The following is a 22322-nucleotide window of genomic DNA, read 5'->3' as shown; positions in this document are numbered from 1 at the left end:
ATCCCCTGCTCATCGAACAGAATTCGCGTTTAAGGCTCCTCCTGTGGGGAGTGGCGAGTTCACTTCCGTACGTGGTTATCCTCCATCAAAAAGCGGGACACTAACTATGAATTTGCATGAATATCAGGGCAAGCAGCTTTTCGCTGAATATGGCCTGCCCGTATCCCAAGGCATTGCCTGTGATACTCCGAAAGATGCGGTTGCAGCCGCAGATGAAATTGGCGGCAATGCGTGGGTGGTCAAAGCCCAGGTTCACGCGGGTGGCCGTGGTAAGGCTGGCGGCGTAAAGCTGGTCAAGAGCAAAGACGAAATTCGCGAGTTTGCTGAAAAGTGGCTGGGTAAGAACCTGGTAACCTACCAGACAGACGAAAACGGCCAGCCAGTCAGCAAAATTCTGGTTGAATCCCTGACTGATATTGATCAGGAGCTTTATCTGGGCGCGGTTGTCGATCGCGCATCCCGTCGTATTGTGTTCATGGCGTCCACTGAAGGTGGAGTCGAGATTGAGACGGTTGCAGAGGAAACGCCGGAAAAAATCCTGAGAGCTGAGATCGATCCACTGGTTGGAGCACAGCCATTCCAGGGCCGCGAGCTGGCATTCAAACTTGGGCTTGAAGGCAAGCAAATCGGTCAGTTCACCAAGATTTTCATGGGTCTGGCGAAATTGTTTGAAGACCGTGACCTGGCTCTTCTGGAAATCAACCCGCTGGTTATCACTCCAGCCGGTGACTTGCACTGTCTGGATGCCAAGATTGGTGTTGACGGCAACGCACTGTACCGCCAGAAAAAGATTCAGGAAATGCACGATCCTTCCCAGGAAGATCCCCGTGAAGCCGAAGCAGCTAAGTGGGAGCTCAACTATGTAGCACTGGATGGAAACATCGGCTGCATGGTTAACGGTGCGGGCCTGGCGATGGGCACCATGGATATCATCAAATTGTCTGGTGGTGAGCCGGCAAACTTCCTTGACGTTGGCGGCGGTGCAACCAAAGAGCGCGTTACCGAAGCGTTCAAGATCATCTTGTCTGACGACGCAGTACAAGCCGTTCTGGTAAACATTTTCGGTGGTATTGTCCGTTGTGACATGATCGCTGAAGGCATTATTGGTGCGGTCAAGGAAGTGGGCGTCAAGGTTCCTGTGGTTGTGCGCCTTGAAGGCAACAACGCTGAAAAAGGCACCAAGGTACTTGCCGAAAGTGGCCTGAACATTATCGCCGCCACCAGTCTGGCGGATGCTGCAGAGCAAGTTGTTAAAGCCGCAGGGGGTAAATAATGAGCATCCTGATCAATAAAGACACCAAGGTTATCTGCCAGGGCTTTACTGGCGCACAGGGTACCTTTCACTCTGAACAGGCTATCGAGTACGGCACCAAAATGGTTGGTGGCGTTAGCCCGGGTAAGGGCGGTACTGAGCACTTGGGCTTGCCAGTATTCAATACTGTTCGCGAAGCAGTAGAAAAAACCGGAGCCGAAGCTACCGTGATCTACGTTCCTGCTCCGTTCTGTAAGGATGCGATCATTGAAGCGGCAGATGCCGGTATTGAGCTGATTGTTTGCATCACAGAAGGCATTCCGACCATCGACATGCTCTACGCCAAAGAATACGTTGATCGTAAAGGCGTTCGCATGATCGGTCCTAACTGCCCAGGTGTTATCACCCCGGGTGAGTGCAAGATCGGTATTATGCCAGGCCATATTCACAAGCCAGGCAAGGTGGGTATTGTATCCCGTTCCGGCACCCTGACTTACGAAGCGGTCAAGCAGACCACAGACTTCGGCTACGGCCAGTCTACCTGCGTAGGCATTGGTGGCGACCCGATTCCAGGCTCCAACTTCATCGATATCCTCGCACTGCTGCAGAATGACCCGCAGACTGAAGCGATTGTGATGATTGGTGAAATTGGCGGAACTGCTGAAGAAGAAGCGGCTGCCTTCATCAAGGAAAACGTCACTAAACCAGTGGTTGCCTACATTGCCGGCGTTACAGCACCTCCGGGCAAGCGTATGGGCCACGCCGGTGCCATCATCTCTGGTGGTAAGGGCACAGCAGACGAGAAATTCGCGGCTTTGAACGATGCCGGTGTGAAAACTGTGCGCAGTTTGGCCGATATTGGTAAGGCTCTGAAGGAAGTAACTGGCTGGTAAGTTGGTTTCTTTCATGAAAACCCCCGTTTCTGTTCTGCAGAGCGGGGGTTTTTTATTTATAATGCCGGGTCGTCTGATCTAGTATGGGCGAATCCCATTCAAAAGAAGGAGTTTGTGCTTTGAGTTCAGTAGAGTCCCAGCAACGGGTTTTGTCCGGTATGCGTCCGACCGGCAAGCTTCATCTAGGTCATTACCATGGTGTTCTGAAAAACTGGGTGAAACTCCAGCACGAATTTGAGTGCTTCTTCTTTATCGCCGACTGGCACGCCCTGACAACGCAATACGATGATCCATCCGGCATAGAGCAAAGCGTGTGGGATATGGTGGTTGACTGGTTAGCGGCAGGGGTAAACCCCGGTTCATCCACCATGTTCATCCAGTCTCAGGTGCCTGAACACGCAGAACTGCACCTGCTGTTGTCCATGATTACCCCGCTGGGCTGGTTGGAGCGTATTCCCACCTACAAGGATCAGCAGGAAAAGCTGCGGGAAAAAGACCTGGCAACCTATGGTTTCCTGGGATACCCGCTGCTGCAGACCGCCGACATTCTGATGTACCGCGCAGGCAAGGTGCCTGTAGGTGCAGATCAGGTGTCCCATGTGGAAATCACCCGCGAAGTTGCACGTCGGTTTAATCATCTTTATGGCCGCGAACCCGGTTTTGAAGACCAGGCCGAGTCGGCCATCGTGAAGATGGGTAAGAAAAACGCCAAGCTCTACCGAACCCTCAAGAAACGGTATCAGGAAGAGGGCGACATGGAGGCTCTCGAAACTGCCCGTGCATTACTCATGGAACAGCAGAATATCTCCCTTGGTGATCGTGAGCGCCTTTACGGCTTCATCGAAGGTGGTGGCAAGATCATATTGCCTGAGCCGCAGCCCCTTTTGACTCCGGATTCGAAAATGCCGGGGCTGGACGGTCAAAAAATGTCCAAGTCTTATAACAACTATATCGGGCTGCGGGAAGATCCGGACACCGTGGCACAGAAAATCCGCACCATGCAGACCGACCCCCAGCGAGTTCGCCGCACCGACCCGGGCGAACCCGAAAAGTGCCCTGTTTGGGGGCTGCACAAAGTGTACTCCGATGAAGCCACCAAAGAGTGGGTGCAAACGGGCTGCCGCAGTGCTGGCATAGGGTGTCTGGACTGCAAAAAGCCTCTGATTGATGCGATTGTGGAAGAGCAGCGCCCCATACGCGAGCGTGCTCTTGAATATGAAAACAGTCCCGATCTTGTGCATTCCATTCTGCAGGAAGGGCGTGAACACGCGCGCGACGCTGCAAGAGACACTCTGGACGAAGTCCGGGCCGCTATGGGATTGAGCTATCGATAAGCCAGATCAGGCTCCGTTAGCGCGGGTATCCGGGAAGGAGGTTGTTGACCTTCCCAGTGATCTTTATATCCCGCCGGATGCCCTCGCGGTATTTCTAGAGGCTTTTGAAGGCCCGCTAGATCTATTGTTGTATCTCATACGGCGCCAGAATATGGACATTCTGGATATAGACGTAAGTGAGATAACCCGGCAGTACATGGAATATATTGGTGCCGTTGAGGTCATGCGCTTTGAACTGGCAGCTGAATATCTGGTAATGGCGGCGACGCTCGCAGAGATCAAGTCCCGCATGTTGCTGCCTCGGCATGAAGCCGAAGAAGACGACGAAGTCGATCCCCGCGCAGAGCTCATTCGTCGGCTGCAACAATATGAGCGTTTCAAAAAGGCGGCTGAGGATATTGATACACTGCCTCGTATGGAGCGCGACACCTTTCCTGTGTCTGCCTCCTTGCCGAAGCTTCCATCGAGCCAAGCGCATCCGGATGTTGATATGCGTGATCTGCTTCTTGCCTTGCAGGGCGTACTGAACCGGGCCGACCTTTTTACCAGCCACCATGTGGAACGGGAAAGGTTGTCCACCCGCGAACGCATGTCCGCTATCTTGTCAGTGTTGCGGGATGATCAGTTCGTTACCTTCCAGAGCCTGTTTACCATCGAAGAGGGGCGACTGGGGGTGGTGGTAACATTTCTGGCAACCCTGGAGCTGGTGAAAGAACAGCTGATAGAAGTGGTGCAGGCGGAAGTTCTGGGCCAGATTCACGTGCGTGCGCGTGCTGCGCGCTAGAAATATACCGCACTGGAAAGTTATACAGAGAAGGCGAGTAGCCATCATGAATGAAGAAAACCTCGCTAAAATTCAAGCGATTGCCGAAGCAGCGCTACTTGCAGCGGGCAAGCCTCTGACTCTGGACCAGCTGAGAGAGTTGTTCGCGGAGGATGAGCGCCCGGCGCGGCAGGTTATGGAACACGTTATGATGCTCGTGGGCAACGCCTGTGAGGGGCGCGGTTTCGAACTGCGCAAGGTTGCTAGCGGCTATCGTCTGCAGATACGTGAGGAATTCGCGCCCTGGGTCAGTCGTCTTTTTGAGGAGAAGCCCCAACGCTATTCCCGTGCGCTACTGGAAACTCTGGCCCTTATTGCCTATCGTCAGCCAATAACTCGCGGTGAGATTGAAGATATCCGTGGTGTTGCGGTAAGCAGCAATATCATTCGCACCTTGCTTGAGCGAGAGTGGGTCCGCATTGTAGGGCATCGTGATGTTCCTGGCCGACCGGCTATGTATGCGACAACCCGTCAGTTTCTTGACTATTTCAATCTTTCCGGCCTGGGTGAATTGCCACCTTTGTCTGAAATCCGGGATCTGGAAGAAATTGGAAGGGAAATTGAAAAGAATATACAGGCTGAGATCGAGTTTGATTCAACATCAACCCAGCCCACTGGTGATAACACGCCAGACCAGACATTTCACTGATACCATTCGGGTACCAGTCAGCGACTAAGGATTAAGTTCATGGCGTCAGAACGCCCCGGAAGAAAAGTAAAACCGGCTGCAGATACGGTTATCAATGACGAGCCAGAGCGGATTCAAAAGCTGCTGGCTCGAGCTGGTGTGGGCTCACGCCGCGAAATAGAAGGCTGGATGGAATCCGGGCGGCTTATTGTGAATGGCGAGCCTGCAGTGCCGGGCCAGAAAGCTACAGTAAGTGATAGCTTTGAGCTGGATGGAAAGCGACTGGATGTTGCAGCAGCGGCTGTTACAGTGCGCCGGGTTCTTATTTATAACAAGCCTGAGGGCGAGGTAACTACTCGCAAGGACCCTGAGGGGCGGCCAACGGTTTTTGACCGTCTGCCAAGGCTGAAGGATAACCGCTGGATATCTATTGGTCGTTTGGATATCAACACCACAGGTCTGGTGCTGTTCACCACAGATGGTGAGTTGGCCAATCGCCTTATGCACCCCTCTAGCCAGATTGATCGGGAATACGCTGTCAGGGTGTTCGGTGAGGTTGATGACGACATGATAGCGCGCCTGATGGCGGGCGTTTTGCTCGAAGATGGTATGGCAAAGTTCAGCGATATCAGCCAGGCAGGTGGAAGCGGGATAAACCGCTGGTTCCACGTTACACTTCTTGAAGGTCGCAACCGTGAGGTTCGTCGTTTATGGGAGTCCCAGGGGGTGCGGGTAAGCCGGCTTAAGCGGGTGCGCTATGGCCCTGTTTTCCTGCCTAGCCGACTAACGCTCGGAAAGTGGGAGGAGCTGGACCAGAAGGCAGTTGATACCCTTAGTAAGACAGTTGGGCTTGCCTCGGTCGATATACCTCAGAAAACTCCGGATGAGCAGGCAGCGCATGAGCGGCAGAGAAGAAAAAGCCCTGGGGGCGGTGGCAAGAAACCCGGAACCCGGCGCTGGGATGTCAGTGATACCAAACCTGCGCGCAGTGGTGGCTCTGATAAGGCCCGTGGCGGTGCCGGAAAGCCACAAAGAGGAACGGGCAGGCCTCGTAAATCCCATTCCGACAAATAAGCCCTGAAGCTGGATAGTCTGGTTGCACACGGTCCAGGCTATTCAGCCAATGGTAGCAAACACCCGGGTGCAGTTCCGGCCTTGGGCTTTCGCCCTGTATAGAGCTTCGTCTGCGCGAGCTATCCACTGGCTTGCAGCTTCTTCGGCCATGTGTCTTGCTACACCGCAGCTGATGGTTACGGACAGGTCTGTGCCTCCGCAATCTATCTTGATGCTGGCAACTGCGTTTCTTACGCGATCAGCAACATCTCGAGCTTCCTGCTCGCCTGTGTGTGGTAACAAAATCGCAAACTCTTCACCACCAAACCGGTAAACGCTGTCTGAGTTTCTGATGGCGTTTTCAATTGCTTCTGCAGTCAGTTTCAACAGATGATCGCCAACTACGTGGCCATGCTGGTCGTTTACAGCTTTGAAATGATCCAGATCGCAAAGAATCAGCGTGTATTCTTCACCATGTCGGTCGGATAGCAAGCTTGCACGCCGAAGGTGTTCGTCAAGCGCGCGCTTGTTGGGAATTGATGTGAGTGCATCTGTCAGGGCTGCTTGCTCGATTGCAATATATTGGCAGGCATTGCGAAGCGGAAATATAGCGGCACTGATTATCATCTCGATGGCTTGAAGCTCATCATCTGAAAATTTCTTACGGCGGTTCAACGTCAGAGTGCCATAAAATACACCTTCCAGATTAAGGCGATATTCGCACCTGTGCGGGCCACCCATACCAGTGGCAAACACAAAGTCACGGTGAGCGATTTTATGGCGATAGCTCAGGGCGTCGAACGGGATAACACTGTCCAGCTCCTCGGCCAGAATTGCCAACTGAGTCTCCAGGGATAGAGTGGTAGAGAGACGGCGCGTCAGCTTTGTGAGCGGATCGGGGCTGTTTGACCATCCCTGGAACGCCTGCCTGATTGCAGCCAGGTCTATGGGCTGCGTGGTGGTTCGTTTTATCGACGGTGTGTATTTCACTTGGGCTCACTCGCTGGCAAAGAGTATCAATGCTTTGGGGTGGTTAAAGCACTGTTCGTGCCCAAGTGTTCTTTATACATTATAAACAATGGCGTAAGAGATAACTTTAAGCCAGTTTGGTTGCTGGGTTTGTGGAGGTAAAGCGAAGCGTCAAAAATACGGCAAGCCTCTTCCTGCCCTAGCGCATGCCTGAATAAAATGCCTGTTCAAGAGGGGTGGGGATGTAGAATCCCTGTGGTAAACTCACGTGCTTAAGAACGCCCCATTTTCAGAAGTGAGCACCATTTCGTATGACGTTTCAGGCCCCAGAGAGTCTTTCCGAACAGATCGCCCAGCATTTAGGGCAACGGATTGTTACACGGGATCTGAAGCCTGGTAGCCGCATTCAGGAGCTGAAGGTTGCCAGCGATCTTAGCGTCAGTAGGGGGTCTGTGCGCGAAGCCTTGTTGATTCTTGAGCGAAGGCACCTGGTTGAGATATTTCCACGCCGTGGTGCAGTCGTCTCCAGCCTGACAGTGTCCAGTGTCAACAACCTTTATGATATTTACATTAACCTGCTCTGCATGCTCGGGCGCAAACTTGTTGAACGCTGGGCAGGTAACGCTGAGTTGGGTGGCATTCTGGGGCGGGTGCGAGAGGTTGAGGCCATAGCGCGAGCTGTTAACTCGACAGGACCAGATGCCGCGGAAAAGGTGATTGAAGCGGGCTTTGAGGTCATGCTTTATGCCTACAGACTGGTAGAGAATCCGTTTCTGGAAGAAACTCTGGAGAACTTTCGGCCGGCAATCAGTCGCACCTATTTTGTTGCACTTGAGAACTTTCGGGGCGGGATAGGTCAAACCGCCGTCTTTTTTCAACAGCTTGGCGAGGCCGCGCTGAGTGGTGATGCAGACCGTTTAGAGTCTGCAATACAGGCATTTGGCGAGCACCAGCGCCAACAGGTCCTGAGTATTCTCATGGAGGAGGAGAGCGCGTGACATGCGCCTGAAGTCCATCAAGCTTGCGGGATTCAAGTCATTCGTTGATCCCACTACCGTTCCTTTCCCTACCAACCTGACTGCAGTAGTCGGGCCTAATGGCTGTGGTAAATCCAATATTATTGACGCCGTTCGGTGGGTAATGGGGGAGAGCTCCGCCAAGTACCTCCGTGGCGAATCCATGACTGACGTTATCTTTAATGGCTCCAGCTCCCGTAAACCGGTTGGGCAGGCGTCTATCGAACTGGTATTCGATAACACAGATGGCTCTGCACCTGGCGAATTTGCGCGCTTTAACGAGATTTCCGTTCGGCGCAGAGTGTCCCGGGAAGGCCAGTCTGAGTATTTCCTGAACGGCACGAAATGTCGACGCCGCGATATTACTGATCTGTTCCTTGGCACCGGCCTTGGTCCTCGAAGCTATGCCATCATTGAACAAGGTATGATTTCACGGCTGATTGAAGCCAAGCCGGAAGAGCTTCGAGTTTATATCGAGGAAGCTGCAGGCATTTCAAAATACAAGGAGCGGCGCCGCGAAACGGAAAACAGAATGCGGCGCACCCAGGAAAACCTTGAGCGCCTCACCGATCTTCGTGAAGAGCTGGGCCGGCAGTTACAGCACCTTGAGCGACAAGCTGCCGCTGCAGAAAAATACAAAGCCTACAAGCAGGAGGAGCGCCAGAAAAAAGCCGAACTTACGGTTCTGCGCTGGCAAGCCCTCGATAATGATCTTCAATCCTGGCGTAGCAAAATCCGCGACACAGAGCTGGAGCTTGAAAAGCAGCTTACTGAACGCATCAACCTTGAAACGTCCCTTGAATCCCTTCGTGACAGCCACCACGAGCGCACAGAGCATTTTAATCGTGCTCAGGCTCGCTATTACGAGGCTGGCGCCGATATTGCCCGCATTGAGCAGAGCCTTGAACATCAGCGGGAGCGCAGCCGGCAGACAGCAATGGAACTGGATCAGGCCATGGCCAACCAGCGTGAGCTCACTCGCGAGCTGAGCCAGGACGAAGACAAACTGTCTGCTATCCGCGAAGAGCTGGAAATGATTGAGCCTGAGCAGGAAGCCCTCGCTATCCGTTCGGAGGAATCGGGAGAGAAGCTTCAACTGGCGGAAGATGCCATGAGCGAATGGCAGCAGCGATGGGAGGAGTTCAGCTCACGGTCTGCCGATGCTCGCCGTGAGGCAGAGCTTGCCCAGTCACGCATCAAATCCCTTGAGGAAGCTATAGATCAACTTCTTGCCCGTCAGCGCAAACTTCAGGAAGAGCAGGCGCAGCTGGACGGCCAGATTGATCGGGATGAACTCCAGGAATTCCAGGAGCAGCAGGAAGCACTGGCGCTGCAGCGGGAGGAAATGACAGAGCGCATTGAGGCGGAACAGGATGAGTTGCAGCATGCCCGGCAGGCTCAGCGCGATACTGAGCAAAGCCTGACAGAAGTCCGGCAGCGGGTTCAAAGTTTGCAGGCTGCACTGGAATCCCAGCAGTCGCTCCTGGATGAGCAAATGGGCGGGCAGAATGACACGCTGCAGGCGTGGCTGGCAGAGCACGGGCTTAGTGATCTGCCACGTGTTGCGGCCGAGCTGCGAATAGATGATGGCTGGGAGTTTGCGGTAGAGCAGGCCATTGGTCGCCTGAGTCAGGGGCTCTTGGTACCAGAGATCAAGCCTGTTTCAACGGCCTTGCAGAGTGCGCCAAAAGGCCTTGCTTTAATCGAGGCAGGTACTGGGGGCAATGCACCCGTTTATAGCCTTGCAGCTAAAGCGAAAGGGGTCTCTGCGGTAACCGTCATGCTGGCGGACATCCACGTTGCTGACACTCTTGAGGAGGCCTTGTCGCAGAGGTTGGAGCTGGCTGAAGGGCGCAGCATCATTACCCGTGAAGGTGTGTGGGTGGCGAAGGATTGGGTGTTGATGCCTGATTCTGATGTCAGTCAGATTGGCGTTATCGAGCGGCAAAAGAAAGTTGACGAGCTGACGGAGCAACTGGCTCAGGCAGAGCACTCCTTGGAAGAGGTGCTTGCTCGATATGAAGCGCTACAGGAGCGGACAGAGCGGGCAGAAGCTGCAAGAGACGATGCTCAGGCGCAGCTAAGCGAAACTGATCGTGAGCTCAGCCTGGTCGTGTCCAGAATCAGTGGTCTTCGTGCCCGTGCGGAGCAGATTGATGCTCGGCTTGCACGAATTCAGGAGGATGCGTCGGATGTGGCGCTGAACCTCGAAGGCCAGCAGGAAAATCTCGGCATTGCCCGTGAAGAATGGCAGCAGGCGCTAGAGCAGGCCGAAGACGGTGATGACGAAAAAGAACGCCTTCTCGAGCAGCGCGACTTGCTCAGAGAAAAGCTTGATGGACTGCGCCAGGAAGCCCGTCATGATCGTGATCATGCCCATCAGTTGCAATTACAACTGCAAACCCTGAGCAGCCAGCGGGATGGATTGAGCCAGACGATAGACCGCATGCAGCTGCAGAAAGAACGGTTGGAAGAACGGCTTGAAATGCTCAGAGAGTCCCGGGAAAGCGCGGAAGAACCCGTGGAAGATCTGCAAATGCAGCTTGAAGGGCTGCTGGATCGACGGCTTGCGGAAGAGGAAAAGCTTGGAGCGGCCCGTGATGCCTTGGAAGAAATCGATCGCGAAGTACGGGAAAAAGAGCAGGGCAGAAGTGGCACCGATCACCGGGTGCAGGACGTTCGTAGCAGGTTGGAAAAGCTGAAAATGGAATCTCAGGCCCTCGAGATCCGGGCGGGTAATCACATAGAGCAGCTTGAAGAGCTGGATGTGAAGTTGCAGGAAATATTGCCGCAACTGCCGGAAGGCGCCACCCAGGGTGAATGGGCAGAAGAGCTGGAAAAAATTGGTAATCGTATTCAGCGGCTTGGTGCCATTAACCTTGCGGCGATTGATGAGTATCAGGTGCAGAGCGAGCGTAAGACCTACCTCGACAGCCAGCATGACGATCTGACCGAAGCACTGGATATTCTCGATACTGCGATTCGCAAAATCGATCGGGAAACCCGTCAGCGCTTCAAGGAAACGTTTGATCAAGTGAATGCAGGCCTCCAGGCATTGTTCCCGAAGGTATTTGGTGGTGGCAACGCTTATCTGGAACTGACAGGTGAAGACCTCCTGGAAACGGGAGTGGCGATCATGGCGCGCCCGCCAGGCAAGAAAAACAGCACCATCCACTTGCTTTCAGGTGGAGAGAAGGCGCTCACGGCCATTGCGTTGGTATTCTCGATTTTTCAGCTTAACCCGGCGCCATTCTGTATGTTGGATGAAGTTGACGCCCCCCTGGATGATGCAAACGTTGGGCGTTATGCGAATCTGGTCAAGGAAATGTCAAAACAGGTACAATTTATATACATAACCCATAACAAGATTGCTATGGAAATGGCGGACCAGCTGATGGGGGTTACCATGCATGAACCCGGCTGTTCTCGCCTGGTTACTGTAGATGTGGAAGAGGCGGCCGCACTGGCTGAAGCCTGAAAACGTGTTGACCAGAAAACCGCCAAGAATGACAAAAAGGCCATGTGATGCGGCTTTGCGTTGTATTCATTACAGGCTTTTTTTAGAGTATCAACCGGGGCCCTTTATTCGCCCCCGGATCTGATCTGCAAACAGGACAGCAGCACTATGTCACTTAGGGAATGGTTAATTGCCATCGGCACCTTGGTTATCATCGCCATTGTTATCGACGGATTAAGGCGAATGCGTCGAGCCCGCAAAGAATCTATTGCGATTTCATCCGGTATGGGTGTTGATGACCTGAAAGAGTCACCGCTGGATGACTTCCATAATCCTGAGCTTCCCAACGGTGGGGCGAGGGCGATTTCAAAAGATACTTTGGAAGAACGTGGCTACGTGCGACGTGAAAAACCATCGCGCTTTCAGACAAAGCAACAGAAGCCAACACGACCTGTTCGGGAAACTTTTGCGGAAACTGAGTTTTCATCTGATGACACTTCATGGGAGCATAAGTCCCTCGAAGATAATGTAGATGGCCGGGAACTGGAAAACACAGATGAAAGCCACGATGAAGTCAGGTTGTCGTCTGCTGAACTGGATGATGTAACTGCTGATACCGGTTGGGGGGCATCAGAGGAAGATTTGCCTGTTTCCGAGCCTGCTGATAGTCCGGTTATTGATGTTGAAGAAGATACCGCCCGTCGAGAACCGCAGAAAACAACCGGTACAGATCAGCCTTTGGCGGGAGCCAATCGCCCGGAAGCCCGTGAGGTTATCGTTATTAACGTGCTTGCTCGTCAGGGGGAAGAATTCAGCGGAAGCGCTTTGCAGAAATTGTTTGAAGCATGCGGCCTGGCTCACGGAGATATGGAAATTTATCATCGGCATGAGGCAGAAGATACCACCAGCCCCGTTCAATTCAGCGTCGCAAACGCCGTAGAGCCGGGCACGTTCAAACCGAATGACGTGGCGGCCATGACAACGCCCGGCATCAGCTTTTTTATGAGTATGCCTGGGCCAACCAATGCGCTTCAGGCCTTTGATTTTATGCATGAAACCGCCCAGTGTGTGGTTCGTAATCTTGGTGGTGAACTCAAAGATGAGCGGCGCAGCGTGATGACAGCCCAAACCATAGAGCATTGCCGGCAGCGCATCCGTGAGTTTGAGCGCAAGCAGCAAACGCCACGCCACTGAGCCGGCCTGGAACAGAATTGAAATAACGATGCCCGGGCTTGTCCGGGCATTTTTTTGACAGCCAAGAGCACCAAGCTATGAACAAGCCGTTACCGGAAACTATCAAACGGGTAGAGGAATTGCGTTCTGCCCTTGATGAACACAATTACCGGTATTACGTGCTGGATGATCCCGGCATCCCGGACGCAGAGTATGACCGCCTGTTCCGGGAACTTCAGGCCCTCGAGGCAGAGCACCCGGAACTGAAATCTGCGGACTCGCCTACTCAGCGGGTAGGAAGCAGTGCGGAAACCAGCTTTGAGGAAGTTGTTCATCGCTTGCCCATGCTGTCGCTCGACAATGCTTTCAATGAAGACGAACTCCGTGACTTTGACCGTCGGGTCCGGGAGAGGTTGGGGACAGATAAAGACGTTGAATATGTTTGTGAGCCCAAGCTGGATGGCCTGGCGGTCAGTCTGCATTACGAACACGGTTCCCTCACGCGGGCGGCAACCCGGGGTGATGGTTATGCCGGCGAAGATATCACCGCTAATATTCGCACTATCCCATCGGTGCCATTGCGGCTCAGAGGCAGTGATGTTCCGGATCTTGTGGAGGTAAGAGGTGAGGTTTACATGCCTCTTGCCGGTTTTGAGGCGCTGAATTCGAGGCTGGAAAACCAGGGCGAAAAAGCTTTTGTAAACCCTCGCAATGCAGCGGCCGGAAGCTTGCGGCAGAAGAAATCAACGGTCACTGCACGACGGCCACTGGAAATGTGCGCATACAGTGTTGCGGTTACAGATGAGAGCTTGTTGCCGGACACACAGTGGGAGGGTTTGCAGCAGGTTCGGCGATGGGGATTCCGGATTAATCCTGAAATGCGTAAGGCTGTGGGCGCCGCGGAATGCCTGGAGGCTTATGAAGAACTACTGCAAAAACGCGGTGAGCTGCCCTATGAAATAGACGGCATCGTATTCAAGGTAAACCGCTTGGAGTACCAGCAAACCCTGGGGTTTGTTTCCCGTGCACCTCGCTGGGCTATTGCCCAGAAATTCCCCGCTCAGGAAGAGTTGACGGTTGTGGAAGATGTTGAGTTTCAGGTAGGGCGCACTGGTGCTGTTACACCGGTTGCGCGCTTGAAGCCGGTGTTTGTGGGGGGGGTGACGGTGAGCAATGCCACTCTCCACAACATGGATGAAATACGCCGTCTGGATGTTCATATTGGCGACACGGTATTTATCCGCAGAGCTGGTGACGTTATTCCAAAAGTTGTGAAGGTTGTTCTGGAAAAGCGCCCGGCACACGCACCGTCGGTTGAGCTACCCAAACAATGTCCGGTCTGTGACTCAGATGTTATCCAGATTGAAGGCGAAGCAATCGCACGTTGTTCTGGTGGCCTGTTTTGTCCTGCCCAAAGAAAAGAAGCTATCCGCCACTATGCCTCCAGAAAAGCCCTGGATATCGAGGGGCTTGGCGATAAGTGGATCGATATTCTGGTTGACCAGAACATGGTCAAGACCGTTGCAGATATCTACCTTTTAACTACCAAAGACTTGACCCGTCTGGAGCGAATGGGTGAAAAGTCGGCGGCTAATCTGATTGAAGCCATTGATCGCTCCCGGCGGCCAGTGCTCTGGCGCTTTCTTTACGCGCTGGGGATTCGGGAAGTGGGTGAAGCAACGGCAAAGTCCCTTGCATCGCATTTCGGCACTCTGGAAGCCATAGCAGAAGCAGGCGAAGATGCGCTCATTGCAGTACCCGATGTTGGGCCAATTGTCGCTGGCCACATCAAGAGCTTTTTCGAACAGCCACATAACCGTGAAACTCTCCAGGCTCTTCGCGCTGCGGGTGTGGAATGGCAGGAAGCACACATTACCACCGGCGAGAGGCCCCTCCAGGGGCAAACCTGGGTGCTGACTGGCACCTTATCCGGGTTGACTCGCGATGAGGCCCGGGCAAAGCTGGAATCCCTCGGTGCGAAGGTGGCTGGCAGCGTGTCGAAAAAAACCTCCTGTGTGGTGGCAGGTGAGGCCGCGGGCTCCAAACTCACAAAAGCCGAACAACTTGGCGTTCAGGTTATGGATGAAGCGGCTTTGGTGGATATGCTTAAGGAACACCAGCTGTTATAAGCACTGGCTTCACAGTTTTTGGGCAACTGCCGCAACGAAGTTTGGCTGGCCGGTGAATCTGAGAACTCGCGCAGATACCCCGTTTCCGAAACTGGCTAACATGGAGTCACTATGTAACTGTGTGTAAATCGGTGGTTTCTGCCAGGGTATACGCACTGCTATAACAACAACGTTCTGAAACGGATTTTTCCATGCGCGCCGAGTTGTTTCCCCGCCCTGTCACCGCTTTGCAGGTGAGTATTGTTCTGTCGCTTACGCTCATTGCTGCGGGCTGTAAAACCGAGAAGGACCCTGACCAACCAACTATTCTGGGTATTCCACCAGCGGTTGCCTACTTGGGCGTTGAGTATTATTACAACTTTGGTGCTTATGGCGGTGAGGACATACTTGATTACTCGCTGACCAATGCGCCTTCCTGGCTGGCTTTGGAAGACACCAGCAACAAAGCGCGACAAGGCATTATCATGCGTGGTGTGCCCGGCTTGAGTGGTGGTGCCCGAGGTGATGCAGATCTGGGCAAGCTGAAGAATATCAATCTGGTTAGCACTGATGGGCGAATGGCAGGCTCAATGCCTTTCGATATTGAAGTAAAATACAACGTGCTTTCGCTCGAAGCCGAGACGTTTACAGAAGGTGAATCGCCCTCAATTCCAGACAGTAATCGGGAGCGCTGCGAGTTGCCCGATCTGGAAACTCCTGGTGAGCACAGTTTTACCGTTAATACCTATGATTCTAATGGTGCAGTTACTGCAACTCCCCTTGATCTTACGTTGCCCACCCGGCCGGTTTTCGTAAAAGTACTGCTGGATCGTCCATCAGTAACTCGCGTGGCTGTCGCTTTCGAGTTGAAATCGGACTACGACCCACAAAATTGCGATCCGAACTATTCCGCGCCGCATCAACGTTGTGATCATAGCCGTGCCAACACTGGCGATGCTATCCCCGGTACCGATATTGTAGCCTTGGGCAGTGGTAGTGGAGCTCTGCTCGAAAACATCCCCTACCTCACATATGAAACTGACACATCAGGGACTTATCCCGGTGTATATACAGGTGGCGTAATCACCTTCGAACCCGGCATTACCGAATGCTACATTCGACTGGAAGTTGTGGATGATAGTTTTGCCGAGCCTACAGAAGTTGCGCAGTTACACCTGACAGAAGTGCGCTCTGGCCTTGCTGCGGTTGGACCGACCAATGAGGGTGCGCGCACCAACCTTGTCATTGATGACAACGAACCAAAGGTAACTCTTGAGACGGCCAAAGGTGGAGCACGGGATGCGCTGAATGTGGGCGATTCCCGTACCTATATTGCGCGCCTGACCGGTGAACGGAATGGGGAGGTTCGTGCGAAGCTGGGTCATACGGAAGATTCGTCAGCGCGCTTGAATACCGAATTTAGAACCAATCTTCTGAACGACGAGTTGGTTTTCCCCGAGGGCACGGATGAAGTTAGCTTCACAGTGACTGTTGAGAACCCGGCTTCCTACTTCAATGCCGGTCCCGATGATCGTTTTATACTGCTTGGTTTGGATACGCTCTATCAGCTCGGCCGAGAGAGCTACGCCCGAGCTGAAAGCGAAGACATGCTTCGCGTCAGCATTAATGAGCTGAGATGGCCATTGACCGTTGGCTCCAGCGCTGGCTTTGTTGCAACAGATGTTGCGGTAGGGCATGGGGGCAAAATGTTCGTAGGTGGGTACGATAGCAGCGATAGTGGCCGTGTATTCGTGAAGATATACGACCAGAAAGGGGATTTGCAGCAGCAGCTTCCAGTCTCGGAGCCCGGCGACCAATTGGCAGCACCGGATCCGGTAGTTGGCGTGGCAAGACGTGAGGTGGTTCAAAATAATATCCGTACGATCCGTTATGAACTTGTAGTGGCATACACTGCGGAGGGCCCGGCCAGTGGTACGACCGGGATCGGCGGGAAGGATGTTGTTTCCTCGTTGTATTGGTATGACGAGGCATCTAATGCTGGTGAGTACGTGGAAATCTGGACAACTCGCACTGGTACAGATTCCGACGACATAGTTCGCTGGGCGGGTATCAATCCTGCAAGCGGTTTTGTCGTGCTGGCTGGCGAAACCGAGGGTGTATGGCCGAATCAAACATCTGCTGGCGGTTTTGACAGCTTCCTGCAGCGTATAGATTCATTGCCTGACGGGAACACCTTTGCTCCGACATTAGCCTGGACTCGCCAAGCAGGGTCCATTGGAGACGACCGTGTCGCTGGCGCAAGGGCTTCGGGGCTAAGTCCGATATTGTTTGGCTCTGCCACGGGTATGGTCAATGGTGAGCCCTCGTTGGGCGGCGAAGATGCCTATTTTTACAGTGCGGTATCGAAAGAAGGTGAACTTAACGTGCGCCAGCGGGGCACAGATGCAAATGAGCATGTTACTGATGGCGTAGCAGAAGGAACCACTTTGTGGTTGCTAGGAAACAGCGACCACCAATACACCGTAGTACAGGACGGCGAAGACAATTTGAGTCTGACAAGTCAATCAGGCTCCAGCCCGAGTGGCTTCATACTGGGCTATACAATCGACGGCGAGATTGTTCGGTCCTTTAACATGAATGATGAAAGCGACGTTTCTGGCGAGCAGTTTGCGGCACTAACCAGCTTTTTCGGAGACTTGATTGCCGGAGGCGTTACTGATGGTGATTTCACCGGCTCAGCATTAACCAGCGGCTCACAAACCGGGATCGTTACCCGGGTGTCTCTTGTACCCGAAGACGAACCGGGTGCAGAAGCTCCGGCATACCGTAACGAGTGGCGCTTTCAGATGAATGCTGTGAATTCGGAAGTTACAAGGCTGGCTAATTACCGGGATGACGAAGTGGTGGCTCTGGCACGTATTGGGACGGACTGGACGATATTACTGCTAAGTCCTGAAGGTGCGCTGCTGACACCCTAGTCTGCAGAATGTTTGCTGCTCTTGATATTCAAACACTACCCTGCTGTCCGCCCACGCTGGCGTACAGGCGAAGGTAGTCAGTGCTGGTAACAACACCCATGGGTTCGCCTTTGGCATCAATCACAAGGGCGGCATTAAGTTGGTGTGCCAGCATCAGTCTTGCTAGCTGGTGAGCATCTGTTTCAGGAGAGGCCGTAAGGAATGCTGGCAACTCTATTTGAGTCAGGCTTTGATTCATTGCATCGGCTTGGTGTTCGTGGAGCCATGCCAGAAGCCATTGCTGGGCTACCAGCCCCGCAATGTGCGTATCAGCCGTTACCACCAGATGATTGGCGCCTTGCTCGTCCAGCATGGTGATCGCTTCGGCTACCGTCGCAGAGGCGGGTAATGAGTAGAGTACAGGTGAGCAGATGGACGATACCGGCAGATAGGGCCGTTGGTCTTTGCGCTCTCCTGAAGCGGCAGCGCCATACTCTTCCAGTGCACGATGTCGACCCGACCGTGCAGCAAGCTGAAACTCGGCATCCGTAGCTTCGCCACGCTCAGGATTGATGGCCTGGCTCTCTGTCAGCTCGCTGACATCACCCACGCGTCGCCCCCGAAATACTTCCGGCAACCTTGTCCCTACTGGACGACCTGGTTCGCTAACAAAAATGGACACCTGTCTTACCCTCTGGAGAACAGACCTATCTGTTATGTGTATCGGCGCCTTGGCGCGGAGCATTAGCTAAAATTGATTACGAAGACGCCACATTTGGCCTGTGCATACGGCCAGTAGCCAGTTTTTTGGCCAGGGACTCGGGCAGAGCAGTTGGTTGCCCGGTAACCTGATCTGCAACAAATTCTGCAAGCAGGGGCGCATAGGTAAGACCCTTGCTACCCAGGCCCGTAAAAAGGTAAAGCCCCGCCGCAACGATTCCGTCTTCGTCATAGAAGGGGCCTGCAACCGGTTGATAATCATGGGTTGTGCACCGAAACCCAACACGGCCACCAAGTTGCTCTGGCAGATCCTCGCTTGCCATGTGGGGTGGCATCATTTGCGGAACCATGGCAGAAAGGGCCCGGATATTCTCACGGTGGCTTTCGGTTGTGGGATATGGTTCATGGCTGTGAAGATCAAAGGTGGCGCCAATCACCGCCTGCTGCTGACCTTCAAGACCGTGGGCAGGGTTGAGGTACCGAGCTCCACAGATAACTGCTCGGTGCCGGGTGGCAAGGGGTTCAGGTAGATGAGTGACCTGCCCCCGAATGGCCTTGAAGCGAAACGTACCTGAGCCTGGAATCAGTTGCGGGCTCAGGTGCCCGGCACAAATAACAACTCTGTTCGCTGTGATGTTCGGGCTGTCAGTGTTTGGTGTGAACAGGAGCCATTCATCACCGGATGCAGCCATTTGCCTTATGGAGCAACCAAACAGTTTTTGTATGCGAGGGTGCACGGTAAGTGCCTTGCAGAGATTGCTTGGCTCAAGCCACCCGTTGCCCGGAAACCACAATCCACCGGTCTCCAGTGTTGCGCCAGTCAGTACTTCTGCTTTTTCCCGGGATACTTGTTGCAGGACATCTTGCGGGTATTGGTTGCGCTCGATAAACCGGCGCTGACGATCCTGCTCGTTGTCATTCCAGGCTAGTTGAAGCAGGCCAGTAGGATGCCAAAATGGCCCTCCATGAACCCTGTAATAGCGCTGACTGAACGTCAGCGCAGAGAGTGCGAGTTGGGTCTGGTGATTAAACTCCACGCCTAGCTTGACGTACATCGCTCCTTGCAGGTTTCCGGAGGCGGCGGAACCAGCGTCGTTTGCGGAGTCAACGAGCGTGACGGAATAGCCTCGTTGCGCAAGGTTGTTTGCAAGCAGGCAGCCTGCAATGCCGGCGCCAATTACTGCAACAGAAAAGCCTGATTCCACAGACTTGCCCTGTGTCAGAGAAGGCTGATCTTCGGGCTGAAAGACTCCGCTGAAACTACCAGGCTGAACGTCGGGTTTATCGCAGGAGATTTTGTGAAATCCTGCTTCTTCGAGCGCGAACTGGAATGCCTTGTTAGCTTTTACGGCAGCGAGTGTGGTGCCGGGCTTGCTGTGCTTGCAGACGTGTTTGATGGTCTTGTTTGGGTCTACTTCCCCGCTTGCGGCGTGCGAGCAGTCGTCAAGAAACCAGGCGTCGACCATAAAAGATGGAGTGTCGTAAGCTTTGTGCGTATCACCGAATATAAGGGTCAGGCGCACACTGCCACCAGCCAATACCAAGCGGTGGGTGCCACGAATCAGTGCCGGGTAGTTGGCAATCAGTTCAGCCGAGACGTTGTTCAGCTCTGGCCACCGGGAAAGCACTTTTTCAAGATCTTCACGGCTTAGCGGAAACGGCACAGCGGAGACAAAATGCAGAGTGGCTGAATGCGATGGACCAAAAGCTTGCCAAGCCTGCCATGTGGCAAGAAAATTAAGGCCCGAGCCGAAACAGTTTTCGGCAACCACAAAATGACCTGCCTCCGGAACCTCAGAAAAACGTGCGGGCAGTTGATTGAGCTCGATGTATGCCTGACTGGATTCTGACATGCCATCGAACCAGCTCATTTCCGCTGGCGTTATAGCGGGCGGAACAGGTGAGCGGTTCATGGCGGTGCCGGGCCGTGTTGCGTTACTCAACCAGAGTAACGCTTTCAATGATTACAGGGGTTACGGGCACATCGGCCATTCCACGCACACGTGCAGTTTTCACTCCGGCAATATTGTCTACCACGCCCATTCCGGCTGTTACCTTTCCAAAAACTGCGTAGCCGGCTCCCCGAACACCCGCATTCAGAAAATCGTTGTTTGCGACGTTAACGAAAAACTGGGAAGTGGCAGAATCGGGAGCATTCGTCCTTGCCATAGCAACAGTGCCACGTAGATTAGGCAGTGTTGGAGAGGCTTCGTTTCTGATGGGTGAATGGGTGTCCTTACGGGTCATGTCTTTTGTAAACCCGCCGCCCTGAATCATGAATCCCGGTATAACCCGGTGGAAAATTGTGCCGTCAAAAAAACCTTCACGGGCATACTGCAGAAAATTTTCTACGGTTTCCGGAGCTACGTCTGGGCGAAGTTGCAATTCGATAGCACCCTGGTTGGTCAGGATGCGCACTTTTGGCAATTCCTGGGTTGCACTATCTGCATTGGTCTGGGCGCTTGCATTAAGTGTAACCAGCGACAGGCCAAGAAACATAAGTACGACCTGGATCACAATGCTCAAGGGTTTTACCAAATTTGTCATTACCGGGATCTCGCTTAGTGTAGTCGTGAGTGAATTTCCTGTAATAATCAGGGAAGTTAATCAGTGCTCTGATCTTAACAGATATGTTTGATTTTACGGGATACACGTCTGAGCAGAATGTGCGGTTATCAGCTAATATTTTGGTACTAATTAAGTAGTAACTTACTCACCGGGCCGGGTTGTACGGTAATCACTGCGGGAAATGGGAGAGGCTTAGTGAGATTCCATAAAGGGTTTGAGGAAAAGTCACGACTCGGGCGGTTGCTGGTTAATCGTGGTTATTTGTCAGAGAGCCAGGTTGAGGAGGGGCTCAGACTACAGCGTGAGAGCGGTATACGGCTGGGTGAGGTGTTCATCACGGCAGGCTGGATAACCGAGAAAGAACTCGGCCGTGTGTTGAAGCACCAGTCCCGTTATCGTAGCGCTGCCGCAATGGTCACCATGGCAACACTACCATTTCAGCCTTTGGTTACATTTGCAGCGAGTAATAACGCCAATGCCGCTCAGGTGGCAGAAGCCGGTCAGTTATTTGATGCGGCTGGAATGTCGCCGCTGACAGAGGATGAGCTGTCGGCAGTTGCGGGACAAGGCAACAGCTCTTTGTTTGATCGGGTTGATATTGTCAGCAGTATGGCTGGCGGCTCTGGTTCCGACGAGGGTGCCGGCCAAGTGGAGCCGGATGTCATAGAAGGCATGAAGCTCACAGCCAATGTGTTTTTCCCGGTACTTAATGTTCTGGATTCAGACCTTACGATCACCGGAGTTCATTATCGTGAAGGGGAGCCACGTTACACGGTGGCAGAGAATGGCCGGGTATCCATGGCATTCCCTGAGCGAATTGAGGAGATCCGCATGGACAACATTCGGGTCAGGGGTGGGGGTAGCCCATCCATGGGCAACGTCAGTATTCAGGACATCAGCTTTCACCCCGATTCCAGAATGACTATCTATACGAGATAATCAGGCGCTGGCAAGCACAGTTCGGCTTGATACGGTTGTTTGCTGGCCCTTTGCACCATATAGTTTTTGCTGGCCTGAGGCGCCCCGGAATATGTCTGTAAGCCGGGTAAGGCGTTTTTGAAGATGGTTTATGATACGCCCGTTATTCTCATTGAGAACATGGCATTCCCGAAGCTTTGAATCGGCTTCTTGCCAAAGGGCGTAAAGCTCATCAAGTCCGGCACTGCGAATAAAGCGGGAGGGGTCGCCAGAGTCTGGTCGAAACCCCATTGCCACAAGCGTGCGGATTTTTTGCTTGGCACGTTCTCGAATTTCCCCCAAGATCGCGTTTTTTTCTCGCGTCAGAGTATCGAGTGCTTTTGTATCGGAGCCGGACAGGCAAGTTTTTTCGTTCTTCAGGATATCCGCCAGGGTTTCAAGCTGACGGATATCCAGCGAAAGGAGATTCTTCAGATCATCAATTGCAGCCAT

The 22322-nt window shown here is 53.3% G+C and carries 17 protein-coding genes; 12 read left to right on the top strand and 5 right to left on the bottom strand.

The genetic code is table 11. The features are described 5' to 3' along the window. Positions 1-106 precede the first annotated feature (106 nt). The 6 genes from sucC (at position 107) to rluB (ending at position 6004) form a co-directional block, all read left to right on the top strand. A complete protein-coding gene (sucC, locus tag RKA07_RS07785) occupies positions 107-1273 on the top strand; it encodes an ADP-forming succinate--CoA ligase subunit beta (RefSeq protein WP_200204955.1) in 1167 nt (388 codons plus the stop codon). After that, a complete protein-coding gene (gene sucD, locus RKA07_RS07780; protein WP_200204954.1) occupies positions 1273-2145 on the top strand; it encodes a succinate--CoA ligase subunit alpha in 873 nt (290 codons plus the stop codon). The genes sucC and sucD overlap by 1 nt, the downstream gene beginning before the upstream one ends. A 119-nt stretch (positions 2146-2264) precedes the next feature. Next, complete coding sequence (locus RKA07_RS07775; RefSeq protein WP_200371234.1) at positions 2265-3479, top strand: tryptophan--tRNA ligase; 1215 nt, start codon at positions 2265-2267, stop codon at positions 3477-3479. Beyond that, positions 3472-4263, top strand: coding sequence for a segregation and condensation protein A (locus tag RKA07_RS07770; RefSeq protein WP_200371501.1), 792 nt, complete (start codon positions 3472-3474; stop codon positions 4261-4263). Before RKA07_RS07775 ends, RKA07_RS07770 begins: the two co-directional genes overlap by 8 nt. Positions 4264-4309: 46 nt before the next feature. Further along, on the top strand, positions 4310-4951 hold the full coding sequence (gene scpB, locus RKA07_RS07765; RefSeq protein WP_310966048.1) for an SMC-Scp complex subunit ScpB: 642 nt from the start codon (positions 4310-4312) through the stop codon (positions 4949-4951). Between the two features lie 39 nt (positions 4952-4990). After that, positions 4991-6004, top strand: a complete 1014-nt coding sequence (gene rluB, locus RKA07_RS07760; RefSeq protein ID WP_310966047.1) for a 23S rRNA pseudouridine(2605) synthase RluB — start codon at positions 4991-4993, stop codon at positions 6002-6004. A gap of 42 nt (positions 6005-6046) precedes the next feature. Here rluB and RKA07_RS07755 read toward each other — a convergent pair whose 3' ends face one another. Next, positions 6047-6973: a GGDEF domain-containing protein gene (locus RKA07_RS07755; RefSeq protein WP_310966046.1), complete on the bottom strand. Its 927-nt coding sequence runs from the start codon at positions 6971-6973 to the stop codon at positions 6047-6049. A gap of 290 nt (positions 6974-7263) precedes the next feature. Here RKA07_RS07755 and RKA07_RS07750 point away from each other — a divergent pair, with 290 nt between their 5' ends. The 5 genes from RKA07_RS07750 (at position 7264) to RKA07_RS07730 (ending at position 17645) form a co-directional block, all read left to right on the top strand. After that, positions 7264-7950 (top strand): GntR family transcriptional regulator, encoded by a 687-nt coding sequence (locus RKA07_RS07750; protein WP_200371242.1) that lies wholly within the window; start codon positions 7264-7266, stop codon positions 7948-7950. A gap of 1 nt (position 7951) precedes the next feature. Further along, positions 7952-11446, top strand: coding sequence for a chromosome segregation protein SMC (gene smc, locus RKA07_RS07745; protein ID WP_310966045.1), 3495 nt, complete (start codon positions 7952-7954; stop codon positions 11444-11446). Positions 11447-11593: 147 nt separating this feature from the next. Then, complete coding sequence (gene zipA / locus RKA07_RS07740; RefSeq protein ID WP_310966044.1) at positions 11594-12619, top strand: cell division protein ZipA; 1026 nt, start codon at positions 11594-11596, stop codon at positions 12617-12619. Between the two features lie 77 nt (positions 12620-12696). Then, positions 12697-14727 carry an NAD-dependent DNA ligase LigA gene (ligA, locus tag RKA07_RS07735; protein ID WP_310966043.1) on the top strand — a complete coding sequence of 677 codons (2031 nt, stop codon included), beginning with the start codon at positions 12697-12699 and terminating at the stop codon, positions 14725-14727. A gap of 191 nt (positions 14728-14918) precedes the next feature. After that, positions 14919-17645 carry a Calx-beta domain-containing protein gene (locus RKA07_RS07730; RefSeq protein WP_310966042.1) on the top strand — a complete coding sequence of 909 codons (2727 nt, stop codon included), beginning with the start codon at positions 14919-14921 and terminating at the stop codon, positions 17643-17645. A gap of 28 nt (positions 17646-17673) precedes the next feature. Here RKA07_RS07730 and RKA07_RS07725 read toward each other — a convergent pair whose 3' ends face one another. From RKA07_RS07725 to RKA07_RS07715, 3 genes are all read right to left on the bottom strand, one after another. Then, a complete protein-coding gene (locus tag RKA07_RS07725; RefSeq protein WP_200204944.1) occupies positions 17674-18306 on the bottom strand; it encodes a CBS domain-containing protein in 633 nt (210 codons plus the stop codon). A gap of 76 nt (positions 18307-18382) precedes the next feature. Further along, positions 18383-20257: an FAD-dependent 5-carboxymethylaminomethyl-2-thiouridine(34) oxidoreductase MnmC1 gene (mnmC1, locus tag RKA07_RS07720; RefSeq protein ID WP_310966041.1), complete on the bottom strand. Its 1875-nt coding sequence runs from the start codon at positions 20255-20257 to the stop codon at positions 18383-18385. 22 nt (positions 20258-20279) lie between these two features. Beyond that, entirely contained in the window at positions 20280-20843 is a 564-nt protein-coding gene (locus tag RKA07_RS07715) for a peptidylprolyl isomerase (protein WP_435404613.1), read from the bottom strand. Between the two features lie 264 nt (positions 20844-21107). Between RKA07_RS07715 and RKA07_RS07710 the strand changes: the two genes are divergently transcribed. Beyond that, complete coding sequence (locus RKA07_RS07710) at positions 21108-21851, top strand: cyclic di-GMP-binding domain-containing protein, MshE-related (protein ID WP_200204941.1); 744 nt, start codon at positions 21108-21110, stop codon at positions 21849-21851. On the opposite strand, the gene RKA07_RS07705 is transcribed toward RKA07_RS07710, so the two are convergent. Continuing rightward, entirely contained in the window at positions 21852-22322 is a 471-nt protein-coding gene (locus RKA07_RS07705; RefSeq protein ID WP_310966039.1) for a flagella synthesis protein FlgN, read from the bottom strand.

This window comes from Marinobacter xiaoshiensis (genome assembly GCF_031631795.1).
In the GTDB taxonomy this organism is placed as follows: Bacteria; Pseudomonadota; Gammaproteobacteria; order Pseudomonadales; family Oleiphilaceae; genus Marinobacter; species Marinobacter xiaoshiensis.
Note: the sequence above shows the minus strand (reverse complement) of the source record. Positions and strands in the feature narration are given on the sequence as shown.